This window comes from Bradyrhizobium sp. 25ACV, from assembly GCF_054863005.1.
The window spans coordinates 70901-87756 of record NZ_JAVAYO010000019.1; the positions used below are offsets into that span (position 1 = coordinate 70901).

General features: G+C 63.5%; 11 protein-coding genes. 3 read left to right on the plus strand and 8 right to left on the minus strand.

From position 1 onward, the window contains the following. Positions 1–144: 144 nt before the first annotated feature. Complete coding sequence (locus tag RAD04_RS32950; protein ID WP_461627114.1) at positions 145–3918, minus strand: vitamin B12-dependent ribonucleotide reductase; 3774 nt, start codon at positions 3916–3918, stop codon at positions 145–147. 762 nt (positions 3919–4680) lie between these two features. Between RAD04_RS32950 and RAD04_RS32955 the strand changes: the two genes are divergently transcribed. Then, a complete protein-coding gene (locus RAD04_RS32955; protein ID WP_461627115.1) occupies positions 4681–5577 on the plus strand; it encodes a DMT family transporter in 897 nt (298 codons plus the stop codon). 19 nt (positions 5578–5596) lie between these two features. On the opposite strand, the gene RAD04_RS32960 is transcribed toward RAD04_RS32955, so the two are convergent. Beyond that, on the minus strand, positions 5597–7396 hold the full coding sequence (locus RAD04_RS32960) for a cache domain-containing protein (protein WP_461627116.1): 1800 nt from the start codon (positions 7394–7396) through the stop codon (positions 5597–5599). Between the two features lie 8 nt (positions 7397–7404). Continuing rightward, a complete protein-coding gene (locus tag RAD04_RS32965) occupies positions 7405–8376 on the minus strand; it encodes an ABC transporter substrate-binding protein (RefSeq protein ID WP_104464392.1) in 972 nt (323 codons plus the stop codon). A 566-nt stretch (positions 8377–8942) separates the two neighbouring features. On the opposite strand from RAD04_RS32965, the gene RAD04_RS32970 reads away from it, so the two are divergent. Continuing rightward, positions 8943–10520: a sensor histidine kinase gene (locus RAD04_RS32970; protein WP_461627117.1), complete on the plus strand. Its 1578-nt coding sequence runs from the start codon at positions 8943–8945 to the stop codon at positions 10518–10520. 91 nt (positions 10521–10611) lie between these two features. Here RAD04_RS32970 and RAD04_RS32975 read toward each other — a convergent pair whose 3' ends face one another. From RAD04_RS32975 to RAD04_RS32985, 3 genes are all read right to left on the minus strand, one after another. After that, complete coding sequence (locus RAD04_RS32975; RefSeq protein ID WP_461627118.1) at positions 10612–12870, minus strand: CHASE3 domain-containing protein; 2259 nt, start codon at positions 12868–12870, stop codon at positions 10612–10614. Further along, the gene (locus tag RAD04_RS32980) at positions 12867–13289 is read right to left on the minus strand and encodes a response regulator (protein WP_104464395.1); all 423 of its coding nucleotides are present in this window, start codon (positions 13287–13289) and stop codon (positions 12867–12869) included. Before RAD04_RS32980 ends, RAD04_RS32975 begins: the two co-directional genes overlap by 4 nt. 368 nt (positions 13290–13657) lie before the next feature. Next, positions 13658–14326 carry a BA14K family protein gene (locus RAD04_RS32985; RefSeq protein WP_461627119.1) on the minus strand — a complete coding sequence of 223 codons (669 nt, stop codon included), beginning with the start codon at positions 14324–14326 and terminating at the stop codon, positions 13658–13660. Positions 14327–14569: 243 nt separating this feature from the next. On the opposite strand from RAD04_RS32985, the gene RAD04_RS32990 reads away from it, so the two are divergent. Further along, positions 14570–14977, plus strand: coding sequence for an NADH:ubiquinone oxidoreductase subunit NDUFA12 (locus RAD04_RS32990; protein WP_461627120.1), 408 nt, complete (start codon positions 14570–14572; stop codon positions 14975–14977). A 356-nt stretch (positions 14978–15333) separates the two neighbouring features. On the opposite strand, the gene RAD04_RS32995 is transcribed toward RAD04_RS32990, so the two are convergent. Both RAD04_RS32995 and RAD04_RS33000 read right to left on the minus strand, forming a co-directional pair. Continuing rightward, on the minus strand, positions 15334–16053 hold the full coding sequence (locus tag RAD04_RS32995; protein ID WP_461627121.1) for a DUF899 family protein: 720 nt from the start codon (positions 16051–16053) through the stop codon (positions 15334–15336). An 82-nt stretch (positions 16054–16135) separates the two neighbouring features. Further along, a complete protein-coding gene (locus RAD04_RS33000) occupies positions 16136–16822 on the minus strand; it encodes a DJ-1/PfpI family protein (protein WP_461627122.1) in 687 nt (228 codons plus the stop codon). Between the last annotated feature and the right edge of the window lie 34 nt (positions 16823–16856).

Here is a 16856-nt window from a genome sequence, read left to right on the forward strand (position 1 = left end):
GCGGTAGCCGATATGAAAGTATAAATTTTCTATAGGGACATTGCTATTCACTCTATTGAACCAAAAAGGGCGGCCTCTCGGCCGCCCTTCGTGGATGCCCGGGGCGAGCCCGGGCATGACGAACTTGGTTAGGGAGCTACGTTCTCACGAACACCCCGTCGTGCTGCCGCAAGTATCGCACTTCATGCAGGTCCCATTCCGCACCAGCGTGAAGTTGCCGCACTCCGAGCACATCTCGCCTTCGTAGCCCTTGGCCTTGGCTTCGGCGCGGCGCTCGGCCTTGGTGGGGACGAGGGTCTGGGCGGTGCTGCCGGCCTTGCTCCATTGCAGCGCCTCGAGCTTCTCCGTGGGGGAGAGGTCGTGGGCCGCTTCCTGCTTCAGGGCGACGGCGCCTTCGAGGGCGTCGCCGACGCGGGCGCTGGTGCCGTGCGCGGCGAGCGCGGTGACCTTGCTGCCGCCGGTGGGGGCGCCGTCATTGCCTGGCGCGATGGCGGCGGAGCCGCCGCGCATCACGACGAGGTTGTCGGTCCGCGAGCGGGTGAGGCCGCGCGAGACCAGGCGGGTGGCGTGGTGGCCGCCGTCCTCGTCCGGCTCCTTGCCTTCCTCGACGCCCTTGCCGAGCGCGTCGAAGCCGGTCTCGTTGGGGTCGACATGGGCGAGGTCGAAGCGCGACATGTAGCTCACCGCGAGCTCGCGGAAGACGTAGTCGAGGATCGAGGTCGCGTACTTGATGCTGTCGTTGCCCTGCACGGGACCCGCCGGCTCGAAGCGGGTGAAGGTGAAGGCGTCGACATATTCGTCCAGCGGCACGCCGTATTGCAGGCCGAGCGACACCGCGATGGCGAAGTTGTTGATGAAGGAGCGGAGCGCCGCACCTTCCTTGTGCATGTCGATGAAGATCTCGCCGAGACGGCCGTCGTCATACTCGCCGGTGCGCAAGTACACCTTGTGGCCGCCGACGACCGCCTTCTGGGTGTAGCCCTTGCGGCGATCCGGCATCTTCTCGCGCTCGCGCATCACGATGATGCGCTCGACCAGCTTCTCGACGATCTTTTCCGAGACCTGGGCGGCGCGCGCCGCCATCGGCTTCTCGTAGAGGCTTTCGACCGCATCGTCCTCGTCCTCATCGTCGCTGATGAGCTGCGAGTTGAGCGGCTGGGAAAGCTTGGAGCCATCGCGATAGAGCGCGTTGGCCTTCAAGGCGAGCTTCCACGACAGCATGTAGGCGGACTTGCAGTCCTCCACCGTGGCGTCGTTCGGCATGTTGATGGTCTTGGAGATCGCACCCGAGATGAAGGGCTGCGCCGCCGCCATCATGCGGATGTGGCTCTCGACCGACAGATAGCGCTTGCCGATCTTGCCGCAGGGATTGGCGCAGTCGAACACCGCATAGTGCTCGGCCTTGAGGTGCGGGGCACCTTCCACCGTCATCGCGCCGCAGATGTGGACGTTGGCCGCCTCGAATTCGCGCTTGGTGAAGCCGACGGCCTGGAGCAGGTCGAAGCCGGGGGCCGCGATTGCCTCGGCACCGATGCCGAGCTGGTCGCGAATAAAATCTTCGCCAAAGGTCCACTTGTTGAAGGCGAACTTGATGTCGAAGGCGGTCGGCAGGGCCTTCTCGACCTTGGCGATGGCTTCATCGGTGAAGCCCTTTGCCTTGAGGGTCGAGGCGTTGATGCCAGGCGCGTTGGAGAGCGAGCCGTGGCCGACGGCGTAGGCCTCGATCTCCGCGATATCAGCTTCGCGATAGCCGAGCGCGCGGAGCGCTGCGGGGACCGCGCGGTTGATGATCTTGAAGTAGCCGCCGCCGGCGAGCTTCTTGAACTTCACCAGCGCGAAGTCGGGCTCGATGCCGGTGGTGTCGCAATCCATGACCAAGCCGATCGTGCCGGTCGGCGCGATCACCGTGGTCTGGGCGTTGCGATAGCCGTGCTGCTCGCCGAGTTCGAGGGCCGCATCCCAGGCCGCCTTGGCATGGGTGACGATGTCGGCTTGCGGGCAGGAGACGAGATCCATCGGCACCGGGTTGACGCTGAGCGCCTCGTAGCCAGAGGACTCACCGTGCGCGGCGCGGCGGTGGTTGCGGATGACGCGCAGCATGTGCGCGGCGTTCTTCTTGTAGCCGGGGAAGGTGCCGAGCTCGGCCGCCATCTCCGCGGAGGTCTTGTAGGTGATGCCGGTCATCACAGCGGTCAGCGCGGCGCAGAGCGCGCGGCCTTCCTTGCTGTCGTAGGACAGGCCCATGGTCATCAGGAGGCCGCCGATATTGGCGTAGCCGAGGCCGAGCGTGCGGAACTCGTAGGAGAGCTCGGCAATCGCCTTCGACGGGAACTGCGCCATCATCACGGAGATTTCGAGCACGATGGTCCAGAGCTGGCAGAGGTGCTCGTAGCCCCTGACGTCGAACTGCTTGGTCTCGGTGTTGTAGAACGTCAGCAGATTGGCGGACGCCAGGTTGCACGCGGTGTCGTCCAGGAACATGTATTCCGAGCACGGATTGGAGGCGCGGATGTCGCCGGACGCCTTGCAGGTGTGCCAGTCGTTCATGGTGGTGTTGAAGTGCAGGCCCGGGTCGGCCGACGCCCAGGCGGCGTAGCCGATCTTTTCCCAGAGGTCGCGCGCCTTCAGCGTCTTCGTCACCTTCTTGGAGGTGCGGGCGTTCAGATTCCAGTCGCCATCGGTTTCGACCGCGCGCAGGAAGTCGTCCTTCAGCGAGACCGAGTTGTTGGAGTTCTGGCCGGAGACCGTGAGATAGGCTTCGCTATCCCAGTCGGTGTCGTAGGTGTCGAACTGGATGTCCTTGTAGCCCTGCTTGGCGAACTGGATGACGCGCTTGATGTAATTGTCGGGCACGAGGCTGCGGCGCGCCAGCTTGATCTCGCGGCGCAGGGCAGGGTTCTTCTCGGGGTCGAAGCAATCGTCGCCCGAGCCTTCGCAGTTGACGCAGGCCTTCAGCACCAGCTTGAGGTGCTTCTGGTTGATCTTGGATCCGGTGACGAGGGCTGCGACCTTCTGCTCCTCCTTCACCTTCCAGTCGATATAGGTCTCGATGTCGGGGTGATCGACGTCGACCACGACCATCTTGGCGGCGCGGCGGGTGGTGCCGCCCGACTTGATCGCGCCGGCGGCGCGGTCGCCGATCTTGAGGAAGCTCATCAGGCCGGAGGAGCGGCCGCCGCCGGAGAGCTTTTCGCCTTCGCCGCGCAGGCGCGAGAAGTTGGAGCCGGTGCCGGAGCCGTATTTGAACAAGCGGGCTTCGCGGACCCAGAGGTCCATGATGCCGCCCTCGTTGACGAGGTCGTCACCGACGCCCTGGATGAAGCAGGCGTGCGGCTGCGGATGCTCGTAGGACGATTTCGAGCGGGTCAGCTTGCCGGTGAAGGGGTCGACGTAATAATGGCCCTGGCCGGGACCGTCGATGCCATAGGCCCAGTGCAGGCCGGTGTTGAACCATTGCGGCGAGTTCGGCGCGACCATCTGCATGGCGAGCATGTAGCGGAGCTCGTCGTAGAAGGCCTGCGCGTCCTCGTCGGTCGAGAAATACTTGCCCTTCCAGCCCCAATAGGTCCAGCAGCCGGCGAGGCGGTCGAACACCTGCTTTGCTGAGAGCTCGCTGACATAGCGCTCTTTCTCGGGCAGGAGGCTAAGCGCCTCGGTGTCGGGCACGGAGCGCCACAGGAAGGAGGGGACGGATTCCTCCTCGACCTTCTTCAGGCGCGCGGCAACGCCGGCTTTGCGGAAATATTTCTGGGCGAGCACGTCGGAGGCGACCTGCGACCACGCGGTCGGGACCTCGACGCCATCAAGTTTAAACACGACCGAGCCGTCGGGATTCCTGATCTCCGACGTGGTCTGGCGGAAATCGATTCCCGCGTAAGGTGACTGTCCCGAAGTGGTGTGGCGCCGCTCAATCCGCATCGTCTTGCCCCGTCCTATTCATTGACCGGACCCGCCTCCGTTCAGGCGTGCCGGGTCGACATTTCGTTTCGCGATGCCTTGCGGCCGTTCGGCCCTGGAGCATCGCAGTTCAGCCGGTGGACCCGGCCCTGTTTTTCCCGACGCGATGGCTCGATGCGTGCATCGATCATCCGCCGGCATGTCCAGACACATCCGCCCCCAAGGGGATGAGACCGACATGCGTTCAACGCCCCACAACATCACTTCTACCGATGCCATCCGAGCCTGTTGCCGGCCCGTTCTGGCGCCCGAAAAGTCCGCTTTCGCGGGCAGACAAGCCCTCATCCGCTGCCTTCGGCTGGCTTGGCGGAGTTGAGATTTGCGAGACCCTTTGGGGGAGTGCCGGCGGGACGCAAACTCACTCGCGCCGAACGGACCGAAAGCTAGGACTCTCCGTTGCGCCCGTCAAGAACTAGTGCGAGTTCCTGAATCAAATACTAAATATGGTGGATTGCGGGGGATAACAGGGGGCAAGCCCGCGCCTGTTGTGGAGGCAAGTATCAGTGAGTCCTCAGAGATTCCCAACCGAAAAAATTTGCATCCCGTGGTGCTGCGGATGCTTCATCCCGCTGTTCACAGGGCAGGTATATTTTTGAGCAATGGGATTGCGTCAGCGGGACTCACGTAGCCCTACGGAAGGTGAGGGCAGGCATGCCCGCCGAGGCGGTGGCGAGAGGGGCGAATCCGGGCCAAGCTGAGGCTCGATTTTGCCGGACCACCCACATGCTTGATTCGACTCGCCGGGATGCGCGGCCGCGCATCGCCCCGGCCGGCCTGATGTTCCTTGCCATCACCTCGATCGGCTGGGGCTTTAATTGGCCGGTGACGAAATTCCTGCTCTCCGAGCTGCCGCCGCTGACGCTGCGCGGGGTGACCGGCGTGCTCGGGGCGGTGCTGCTGGCGGCGCTGGCGATCCTCCGCCGGCAGAGCCTCAAGGTGGACCCCGCGATCTGGCCGCGCCTCCTGACCGCCGCCGTGCTCAACGTCACCGGCTGGATGGTGCTGATGGGCCTGGCGCTACTCTGGCTGCCGGCGAGCGAGGCAGCGCTGATCGCCTATACGATGCCGGTCTGGGCCTCCATCATCGCCTGGCCGGTGCTGGGCGAGCGGCCGACCGTGCTGCGGACGTTGGGGCTGGTGATGGCCTTTGTCGGGCTTGCCTCGATCATGGGCGGCAACGGCATTGCCGCGAGCGTCGAGAAGCTGCCTGGAATCATCATGGCGCTCTGCGGCGCGTTGGGCTTTGCCGTCGGCACCGTGTTCTCGAAGAAATACCCGATCCATCTGCCACCGATCACGGCCGCGGCCTGGCAGATCGGGATCGGCTGCCTGCCGATCTCGATCATCGGCCTCCTGGTCGAGACCACGCATCTCTCCCAGGTGACGCCGGTCGGCTGGTGGCTGCTGGTCTATTCGACCGTGGTGCAGTTCTGCATCGCCTATGTCAGCTGGTTCGCAGCACTCGCCCGCCTGCCGGCCTCGGTCGCCGCGATCGGGACCATGGCGGTGCCCGTCATCGGCGTCGTCGCCTCCGCGCTCGCGCTTGGCGAGCCGCTGGGGGCAGGGCAGATCGCGGCGTTGATCTTCACGCTGGCGGCGGTGGTGCTGGCGACGCGCTAGCCGTCCGGACGCCGGGGTATCAGTGGTCCTGAGGCTCTTTCTCTCGCCGGCGTTGTCCCGAGCCCGGCGGTTTCAACGGCAGGTCAGCAGGTGCGACAGCAAAGACTTCGAGGGCCTGGTCGTAGCCTTTGATGGTCCGCTGTCCGAGCGATGCCAACGGAACGCTATCCCTTACCCTTCCAGCGATAGTGGGATCAGCCAGGATCTGCGCGTCCTTCGCGAGATTGCAGAGCCGCGACGCCAAATTCACCACGGCTCCCATCGCCGTGTAGTCTAGCCGACCGTTATAACCAACCGTTCCTACCGTTGCCGGTCCCATGGCAACGCCCACACCAAAGCCGATCGCGTGGCCGGCGTCGCACCATTTGCCGGCAAGGGACTGCACCGCCATTTGCAGGTCGATCGCGAGCCGGACCGCTTGAGTTGCCGGCTGTTCGCATGCAACCGGGGCATTGACCAGGAGCATGACTCCATCGCCATCAAAGCCGATGAGCGTTGCCTCGTGACGAGTCGTCACGGCGCCGACGGCCTCGTAGTACTCTCGCATGACGGCCATGATGACATCGGGTTCATTGCGTGTGGAGAACGCCGTGAAGCCGCGTAAGTCGCCAAAAATGACAGCCACTTCGCGTCGCTGCCCTTCGAGCAGTTCATGAGAATGCTCGACCAATTCGGCGACCTGTGATGGCAGGAACTGCTTCAGCCGTTCGATCCGCGCAGATTTCTGCTGCGAGATCGCCAGTTCAGAAGCCATTTCATTGAAGCGCAACGCCAGTTGCTGCAACTCGTCACCGCTGAAGATTTTGATGCGATGCTCGAATTGTCCGGTTCTGATCCGCTCCACGCCCTCTTCCAGTTGCTTGATCGGGCCGGACATTCTGTGCGCGCGCCAATAGGCGAGCGCCAGGGCGATGAGAACACCAAAGGCAATGAGAATTGACGAGCGCCACAACGCCGCGCGAATTGATGCAAAGGCTTCCGAGGCCGGCTGCATCGCGATCACCGTCCATCCCACATCGGCGGCCTGAACGGATAGCGCCACTACCGGGTTGCCTTGGTCCCCGGTTATCACCGCCGCTCCGCTCGCCGCGCCGGCGAGATGCTTGATCCGGCCGAAACTGCCCGAGCTGGCGCGGCCGCGCAGGACCTGACTGATATCGGGATGTGCGATCAGATGACCGGAATCATCGACGACAATGGCGTAGCCGGTCTCGCCAATTCTAATGGCTGCGATGACATCCCAGATCAGCTTCAGATTGACCTCGGCGATCGCAACCCCCGCGGCCGGCAGGCTCCCGGCAACCGCGATCCTCATGTAGGGCTCTGAATCTCGCTGGTACTGAACCGGTCCGTACCAAACCTTGTTGGCGCGTGCGCCCAGAACAGCGGGATCCGTAGACATATCAATGCCGCGCCCGGTCCTGTTCAGATGCAGCCTGGAAACAAAGACCCGTTCGGTACCGGTCTCATCCAGAAGCGAAACCGAAACGATTGCGGGCACCTGCTGGAGGAGGCGCAAGGCATCGATCTTATGTTGCGCATCGTCTCCGGCAGACCAGGGAAGCTGTACCATCCAACCCAGCTGATCTCGGATGCCATCGGTGAACGCCTCGATCCTGTCGGACGCCGCGCGAGCATCGGCCTGCAGCACCGCGCTGATCTGGCGGCGCTGGTCTCGGTAACCGAAAGAAGCCTCGACGGCCGCGCCGAGTATCAGAGGCACGACCGCAGCGACAAACAACGTCGCGAAGTACTTGCAGAACAGCGAGCGACGCGGGGGCATCGTACACGAAGAGGACTGCGCAGCACCGTCCGTCATAACTACTCTCAGGAGATCACCTTGCTGGCGCGAAACAGGATCGACGACACATCCAGGTCGATACCCAGAAGCCTGGCTGTCTTCAGATTGACTGCCAGTTCAAACTTCTCGGGGCGCATCACCGGAAGATCTGACGGATTTTCACCGCGCAGGATGCGATCGGCATAAGTGGCAAGCCGATAATAGGTCGTGCGCTGGTTTGCGCCGTAACTCAAGAGACCTCCAGCGTCACAATATTCAGACCAGCCAAACATCGAAGGCAGTCGGTGCGCGATTGCAAACTCCGCAATCTTCGCACGATGCACCAGCGTCACAACATCGGGAAACACGAGGAGAGCATCCGCGTCCACCTTGCCGGCAGCCATCAACCCATTCTCGATTTCGCGGGCGCCACAGAACGGAACGTAGGCTGCCTCAATGCCGAGATTCCGGCACGACTCCAAAGTCGCACGCCATTCCAATGGCTCTCCCGGATGATCCGTGTTCGAGAAGACCGCCAGTTTTCGCAGCTTTGGATAAATGTCCTTGAGCAGCTCAACGCGCTTTCCTGCCAGCTCGAGCGACAGGAATGTGCTGCCGGTGAAATTGGTGCCGGGGTGAGCAAGGCTCTTCACCACACCCAAAGCGACGGGGTCACCGCTCAATGCAAACAGCACGGGGACGTCGGTGACCGCAGTCATGACGCGTGTCGCCGGACCGCTCGAGACCACAAGGTCGATATCCCCTCGCTGCAATTCGGAGACGATCTTGCGCAGTGCCTGCGGATCTCCGGGGGCATAATGCGTCTCGAAGGTTACGGTCTTGCCCTCGACGTATCCCAGTGCGCGCATTCCCTCGCGAAAGCCGTCCAGGAAGGGATCTGGTTGGGACTCGGTGGAGACCCAGAAGATCCGATGCAGCTTGGCTCCGCCCTGCGCCCGTGCGATCGCAGGCCAGGCCAATGCTCCACCAATCAACAAGATGAACTCTCGTCTTTTCATGCGAGCACCTGTCGAAGCTGCGCCGTCAATTCCGGCCGCAGACCATGATCCTAGCTGTGCATCTGGTGACTGCGCTCGGTATCGCGCTCCGCAAGCGGACTGGCGCGACACCGGCTCCAACATTTGTCGCTGAGAGCATGCTCAGAGATTGGGCTGGTGAGACGATTTGTCCTTGAGATGCGCTTGATTTTTGCTTGAGACCGGCCCGATCGAGATCAATACGGCCTTACTCGTTGCATAGCGCGGTGTCTAAACACCTCGGGCGCGGATCCGGGCGAGCTACGGCGCATCAAGAGGACAACCGGAACTCACATCAGGAGCCAGTGCCCTCGACCTCTTATATGGTGCGACTGCAGCGCCCCTTCGGCAGTTCACGCCCTAGAGTACTCATCAAGGCAATGTCCGCTCCAGAGGGACGAGCGGAGATCTTCTGATCGGCCAGAGCATTACTGCTTGTGACCCAAGCCGGACGTTAAGCGGCTAGTCTGCGGCTGACTGGGCGAACCGCCCTTCCGTTCCGATGGCCAAGACAGATAAGATGCCCGCGCTCGACCCGGGGGCCGGAAATGACGCGCGTGGTAAAGACGGGCAACAAGGCAGCCAAGGCGAGAGCCCGCAGGAGAAGTTCGCCAAAAGGTCGCGAATCGGCCAAGACCAAGCGCGGGATAGCCCCATCTGTCACTCGTCGCGAGGCAGCGTCGATTGCCGATCTACAGGCGCAGCTTGAACGTCGGACTGTGGAGCTGGATCAAGCGCTGGAGCAGCAGACCGCGACTTCGGAAGTGCTGAAAGTCATATCCAGTTCGCCTGGTGAGCTTGGGCCCGTGTTCGAGGCCATGCTGGAAAATGCCGTGCGCATCTGCAGCGCCAGTTTTGGGACGCTGCTCCTATACGAAGGCGACAGGTTCCGGCGGGTGGCGCGAATGGCCGCGCAAAACGTGCCGCAATTGTATGCGCCCGACCAGGAAACGCCGCCACACTTCATCGCGCCGTTTGATGGGACGCCTTCGCTGGGGCGCCTCGTCGAGACCAAGGCGCTGGTTCACATTGCCGATATTGCCATCGAGTATCCCGACGATCTGATCTACAAGGTCGCCGCAGCCCGCACCGTTCTGATTGTGCCGATGCTCAAGGAGAGCGAGCTTATCGGCGCCTTTGCCGTCTACCGCAAGGAGGTGCAAGAGTTCAGCGACAAGCAGGTCGAGTTGCTAGAACATTTTGCGGCACAAGCGGTGATCGCCATCGAGAACACGCGGCTGCTCCGCGAGCTGCGCGAGCGCACTGACGATTTGACTCGTTCCCTCGACGACCTGCGCGCCGCGCAGGACCGCCTGGTGCAGACCGAGAAGCTGGCGTCGCTCGGTCAACTCACCGCCGGCATCGCCCACGAGATCAAGAATCCGCTCAACTTCGTCAACAATTTCTCCGCGCTCTCTGCCGAGCTCATCGACGAGCTGAACGATACGCTGAAAGCCGCTGCTCTGAACGACAAGCTCCGCGAGGAAGTCAACGAACTGACGAAGTTGCTCAAGGAGAATCTGGAAAAGGTCGGGCAGCACGGCAAGCGCGCCGACTCCATCGTCAAGAACATGCTGCTGCATTCCCGCGAGGGGCCGGGTGAGCAGCGGCCCGCCGACATCAATTCGCTGGTGGATGAAAGCCTCAATCTTGCCTACCACGGCGCACGCGCCGAAAAGCCCGGCTTCAGCATCACGCTGCAGCGCGACTTCGATGCGAATGCGGGTGCGGCCGAGCTGTTTCCGCAGGAGATCACGCGCGCGTTGCTTAATCTGATCTCGAACGGTTTCTATGCCGCGACTAGGCGAAAGGCCGAAGCAGCCGACGATACCTTTGAGCCTGTCCTTAGCGCTGCCACCAAGAACCTTGGCAAGACAGTCGAAATCCGGATTCGCGACAATGGTGTCGGCATTTCATCCGAAGTCAGAGAAAAGATTTTCGATCCCTTCTTCACCACTAAACCGGCCGGAGAAGGAACGGGGCTCGGCCTCTCAATGACCCATGACATCATTGTCAAACAACACGGCGGCAGGATCGACGTCGAGACCGAGCCTGGCGCTTTTACTGAGTTTATTATTACCCTGCCGCGCGGCGACGGCACCGCATCCGGCCCGCGGCCGGAATGATTGCTTCTGGCCCTTCTCGGACCTCCTGCTACGTCCGCTACTGCACCGTTGTTGGGGATAGGCGGACATCGCCGATTTATGAGTGCACCCCCTAGCTCGCCGTCATCGTCCCGCCGCCCAGCGCTTTCCGGATCATCTCGGCGAGCTGGTTGCGGCGATAGGGCTTTGTCAGCAGCATCACGCCGTCATCGAGCTTGCCGTGATGGACGATGGCGTTGTCGGTGTAGCCGGAGGTGTAGAGCACCTTCACGCCGGGCCGCAGCTTGGTTACCTCGTCGGCGAGGTCGCGTCCGCTCATGCCGCCGGGGATGACGACGTCGGTGAACAGGAGATCGAACGGCTGGCCGGCCGCGATCAATTCCAGCGCGGATTTGCCGTCGGGCGCGGCAATCGTCTTGTAGCCGAGGCTCTCGAGCTGCGCGGTGACGAAGTTGCGCACGAGATTGTCGTCCTCGACGACGAAGATGATCTCGGCGCCGCCTTCGACCTGCGGCGCGGCGGCGGCTGCGACGTCCGCCGTGCCTTCGCCGGGCGGCAGATAGAGCTTGATCGTGGTGCCGTGGTTTTCCTCGCTGTAGATCTTGATGTGGCCGCCGGACTGCTTGACGAAGCCGTAGACCATGGAAAGGCCGAGGCCTGATCCCTTGCCGACCTCCTTGGTGGTGAAGAAGGGCTCGAACGCCTTCTGCTGGATGTCGGGCGACATGCCGGTGCCGGTGTCGCTGACGGCGAGCATGACGTAGGGGCCGGCAACCACGTCCGCATGGGCCTGCGCATAGGCCTCATCCAGCACGACGCGGTGGGTCTCCAGCAGCAGCTTGCCGCCGTTCGGCATGGCGTCGCGCGCATTGATCGCCATGTTGAGCACGGCATTGGTGAGCCGGGACGGATCGATGTGCGCGGTCATCGGCCCCTGTTCCAAAACGGTCTCGATCTGGATCTGCTCGCCGAGGGTGGGGCGCAGGAGTTTCGCGATGTCCGCGATCGCGGCGTTGATCTCGACGTTGCGCGGCTGCAGCGGCTGCCTGCGCGCAAACGCGAGCAGATGCTGGATCAGCTCGGCGCAGCGCTCGGCGGCATCGTCGATCAGCCGCGCCGCGCGCTGGAGCTCGGGCTGCTGCTTCAGGCTCGCCACCAGCGTCTCGGTGTTGCCGGAGATTACAGTCAGCATGTTGTTGAAGTCGTGCGCGACGCCGCCGGTCAGCTTGCCGATCGCGTCCAGCTTCTGCGACTGGTACAGCTGCCGCTCGGTCTCGCGCGACATGGTGGCGTCGTGATAGACCAGCACCGCGCCCGTGATGTCGCCTTGCCCGTCCAGCATCGGCCGGCCGCTGATCATGAGATGGCGGGGAGGATTGCCGCTGTGCGGGCGGACGATCATCTCCAGGTCCTCGAACTGCTCGCCGCGCAGCACGCGCACCGAGGGCAGCTCGTCGGCCTTCATCGGCGTGACGCCGTCGCCGTGAAACACATCCGACAGCGCGCGCAGATTGCGCAGGTTCATGCCGGCGCGATGCAGCAGCATGCGCTCCGCGGCCGGATTGGACAGCAGGACGTTGCCCTCGGCGTCGATGACCAGCACCGCCTCCGCCATGCTGTGAAACGTGCTTTGCAGCACGTTGACCGACAGGCGCAGCTCGTCATGCGCGGTCACAAGATGCTCGGTGCGCTCGGCCACCGCCGCTTCGAGCGCGTGCTTGGCGGCTTGTGTTTGCTCGAGCGTGCTCTGCAGCTGCACCGTGGCGCGCTGGCTCTCGCGCATCACCAGCGCCACCAGCAGCAGGATCAGCACGGCGCCGGCGACGTCGATGCCGAGCAGCACGATGCCGGTACGGCGTGAATCCTGGGAGCGCGCGGTGAGCAGGCGTTCTTCATCCGCGCTCAGATGGTCGAGATTGCCCATCACCATGTCCATCAGGCCGCGGCCCTCGGCCTTGCTGTTGAGCGCGGTAATGCCGGCCTGGTCGTTCGCCGCGCGCAGGCGCATCGCTTCGGCGGCGATCTCGACCCGGCGCAGCGCCAGCGGTTCGGTGCCCTCCAGCAGCGCGACCTGATCGGGATTGTCGCGCACGCCGCGCTTCAGCTCGGCCAGCGCCGGCGCGATCTGGACCCGCACGCTCTGAAACTCGTCGGCGAGCGTCTGGCTGCGATAGAGTTCATAGCCGCGTGCGGCGCTCTCGGCGCGGCGAAGCAGCACGCGCAGATCGGAGATCTTCTGCTGCACCTGGACGGTGTGATTGACCCACGTCGTGTCGGACCGCGACTTGACGTCGAGGGCGATCGAGGCCGCAGTGATGATCAGGAGGATGGCAAGTCCGGCACCGAGAATGACGCGCTGCGTTGGGATCAAGGGGATTCTTTCTTGTCCTTCGGCTGTGCGCTCTCGCCCGGACCGGCGAGGCATTCCCGGATCGTGGTCAGCAGCGCGTCCGGCGTGAACGGCTTGCGCAGGCAGCGCGTTGCCCCGAGCTCCAGCGCCATGCGAAGGAAATCGGGAGAGGGCGAGGCGGATGAGGCGAAGGCATAGCCGGACATCGCGATCAGCGGAGTAGCCGGCGCGCGCTCGTGAAAGATGCGGATGGATTCGAAGCCGCGCATATGCGGCATGAAGATATCAACGAGCATCACCTCAAAGGCCTGCGCTTCCAGCGCAGCCAGTCCTGTTTCGCCGCCGTCGGCCAGCGTGACGTCGAAGCCCTGACGTTGGAGGAGGACCTCGATGGTCGCGCCGACCATCGGATCGTCATCAACCACGAGAATACGCGGCATGACACTTCCCAGTAATCGAAGTCCCCACTGTGATTGGTGATATCCGCGAATCGTGTCTCGGGTCAATTTTGGATTGGATCAGGGTCGATATGCATGGTGCGGTGCATAGGGCTGCGACGCGCAGTTCCGTCAGGTGTTTCGGGCCATGTGTGTCATCCACACGTCATGGATCGCGCAAAAGCGCGCGCGGCACGCGAGGTGCGAGCAACTTCGATGAAAGGTTGAAGCAAAGTCGAGGGGATCGCGAGGCCAGACGCGATCGGCAAGACGACTGGCGAAACTGCAGCGGCTCGAAGAACAGACATGGGCGGCGCCGGTGATGGCCGGCGCCGCCCATGCGATTTGTTGCATCGATTGTTCAGGCCGTCTTAGGGGCAGGGATGCCGCTGGCCGTCATAACCGAGATAGGTGCCCGACGCCGGGTCGTATGATTTGTAGCGCTGCGCGCAATAGGCAGGGTCGCCGCCGCTATCCGGGACCACCGCCACGGACGGCTCATCATAGTAGCTGTCGCCATAGTAGTAGGGGTCATCGTAATAGCCGCCGCCGTAATAGGCATACGAGCCGAGGCCACCGATCGCCGCACCGGCCGCGAAGCCCGGCCAGAAGCCGCCGCGACGATGATGATGATGATGCCAGCCTCCGCCGCTCCAGTTGCCGCCGCGGCCTTGCCAGGTGCCGCCGTTGGCGGCTGCAAAGTTACGGCTGACGCCACCGGTGAAGGACGTGCCGCCGCTCGGACGTACCGCTGGGCCGGCCGCGAAGTTGCCGCCACCGCCCTGCAACGCGGGGCCGCCGCCAACCCGTGCTCCGCCACCGAAGCCGCCGCCACCCATGCGCGCGCCGCCGCCACCACCGAAGTGAGCGCCGCCGCCACCGCCACCGCCGAAGTGAGCACCACCACCACCACCGCCGACGTGGCCGCCACCACCGCCGCCACGGCCACCGCCGCCGGGCCCCTGTGCAAAGCTCGGTGAGGTCATGGGTAGAACGAGCGCCAGCGCTGCGGCGGCACTCAAAACTTTCAGGCTTTTCATGATAAAACTCCTTTCCCGGAAGCAAACCCTATGAAAGGGCTGGGGTTCCTGGGATCACGCCGGTTTGCGCGTGAACGGAGCCTCGCTCCCAATGGCTGTACCCGGCATGAACGGATCGCGTCCGATTTGCGGCAGCGTTCATGGCGAGGCCGGCGCATTTGCCGAGGGCACCGCCGCCCCGCCGAACTGGACATTTCGCCGCCCGGATGGCATCAGGACCCGACGAAGCAGGGCCCTTGCCGCATGAAACAATTCTTCCTCAAGTTCTTCACCTGGTGGAACGGCCAGACTTTTGGCACCCAGCTCTGGACCAAGCGGTACGGAGAGCTGGTCGGCCAGGACGAGCAGGGCAATCTCTACTATCGCACCCGCGGTGGGGCGGTCGATCCGACGCTCGGCTTCGAGCGACGCTGGGTGGTCTATAACGGCTATGCGGAAGCCAGCCGGATTCCGCCGTCCTGGCACGGCTGGATTCATCACGTTGTCGATGTGCCGCCGACCGAGGCCAACTATCAGCCGCGCGAATGGGAAAAGCCGCACCAGCCGAATCTCACCGGCACGGCAAAGGCCTATCGGCCCTCGGGCTCGACCCTCGCCGGCGGCAAGCGTCCGAAGGCGACCGGCGATTATCAGCCCTGGACGCCTAGCTAACTGCCCGCGGTCTTCCATCGTTCGACTGGATGCATCCGCATCCGCATCACGCCGCTGTGGACAACGGGAACAGCGGGGATGACGCTTGCGCGGTCGTTGCACTGATGCGGGCGATGCGGCTCAATGATTCCCATCTTACGGAGATGGGAAACCATCGTGTTCGGTTCGGGCAACAGTTCGCGACTGTCCCGAAATGCAGCGGCCGCCGACAAGGACTCGATCGGGAGATAGGCCCCCGGTCTGGAAGGTCCGAAATCGCCCGATGTGAATGTGCAGCCGCCGTAAGACAGGAAAGGCCGCTCGGGAAACCGAGCGGCCTTTTTCTTTGAGGCACTTCGTCGGCCGGTTTGCGCGCCTCAGCCGTAGCGCACCTTCGGGAAGAAGTCGCCGCGGCCTTCGGGCGTCATGTCGAGCAGGCCCCAGAGCGGATCGACCAGATCACCGGCGCGATGATGCTGCTTCGGCGCGGGCGGCGCGAAGCTCATCTCCGAGCCCCAGAAGTGCCTGATCTTGCCGTTCGCTCTCTTGAAGACGTTGAAGATCGTTTCGTCCCAGTTCTGCCCCTCGGGAACGTGGTGCTGCGCGCGCATACCCTTGGAGAATTTCGAGGTGTCGCCGAAGTAATCGGCGTCAAAGCTGTTGCCGGCGGCGGACAGCAGCGACAGATGTTCCCAACCGCGTTCGTGGGCCCAGGCGGCGAGACGCGCGATCGGCGATTTTGCAACAATGTGAAGCGCGGCACGCTCGCCGACATGCCGTGCGGCGCCGTCGAGCCCGTCAAGCAAATGGGTGCAGCCGGGGCAGGGCAGCTCGCGCTCCGGCCCATACATGAAGCTGTACAGGATCAGCGTGTCATGCGGGCCGAACAGCTCCGACATCCTGACCTGTTCCGGCATGCTCGTTTTGCCGATGCGCTCGAAAACGTAATCCTGGGGCACCTCGCCACCGAGCGGCAGCGCGCGACGCCTGGCAGAAACGACCTCAATCTGAGCCCGGAGGGCAATCTCCTCATCCAGCAATGCATTTCGCGCGGCACGATACTCAGTGCTTTCGTTGGGGTAGTGGAGATGCTCCATGATTGCGCTCCGGATGCTGTGAGTTTCGTGCGGGCTTAACTCGCCTCCCGAAATCTCAGTTCCACCACCGAAGGTGGAATGCCTACATCAGACGCGCCGCCGCGCGTTCGACGGCATCGAGGCGGTGGGCCTGCAAAGGCTCGATGCGCTGCTTGACGGAAGCGAGCACTTCGGCGGGCGCGGTATCGGGCGAGCCGGAAGTGAACGGGGGCGCCGGATTATATTCGATCCCGAGCTGGATCGCCTCCGCCGTGGTGCGGTCGATCAGCGTCGACACCAGCGTCAGCGCGAAATCGATTCCTGCGGTGACGCCGCCGCCCGTCAAGCGATTGCGATCGACGCAGACGCGCGCCTTGGTCGGCGTCGCGCCGAACTGGCTGAGCATCTCCATCGCGCTCCAATGGGTGGCGGCGCGGTAGCCCTTCAAAAGGCCGGCGGCGCCGAGCGCCAGCGAACCCGTGCACACCGAGGTGACGTATTTGGCGCCCTCGGCCTGCCGGCGCAGGAAGTCGAGCACCTCGTCGTCATTGAGCAGGTCGTCAGTGCCGCGGCCGCCGGGTACGCAGATGACGTCGAGTTGCGGGCAGTCGCCGAATGTCGTGGTCGGCGTCACGATGAGCGCGGAATCGCTCGGCACCGGCTCGATCCGCTTCCAGATCAGGTGCAGCTTCGCGCCGGGCACCATGGAGAACACCTGCAAGGGACCGGTGAAGTCGAGCTGGGTGACGCGCGGGAATACCAGAAGGCCGATCTGGAGCGGTGACGACATCGGCAGGTCCTCCAAAGATGAGCTTGACGCGGGA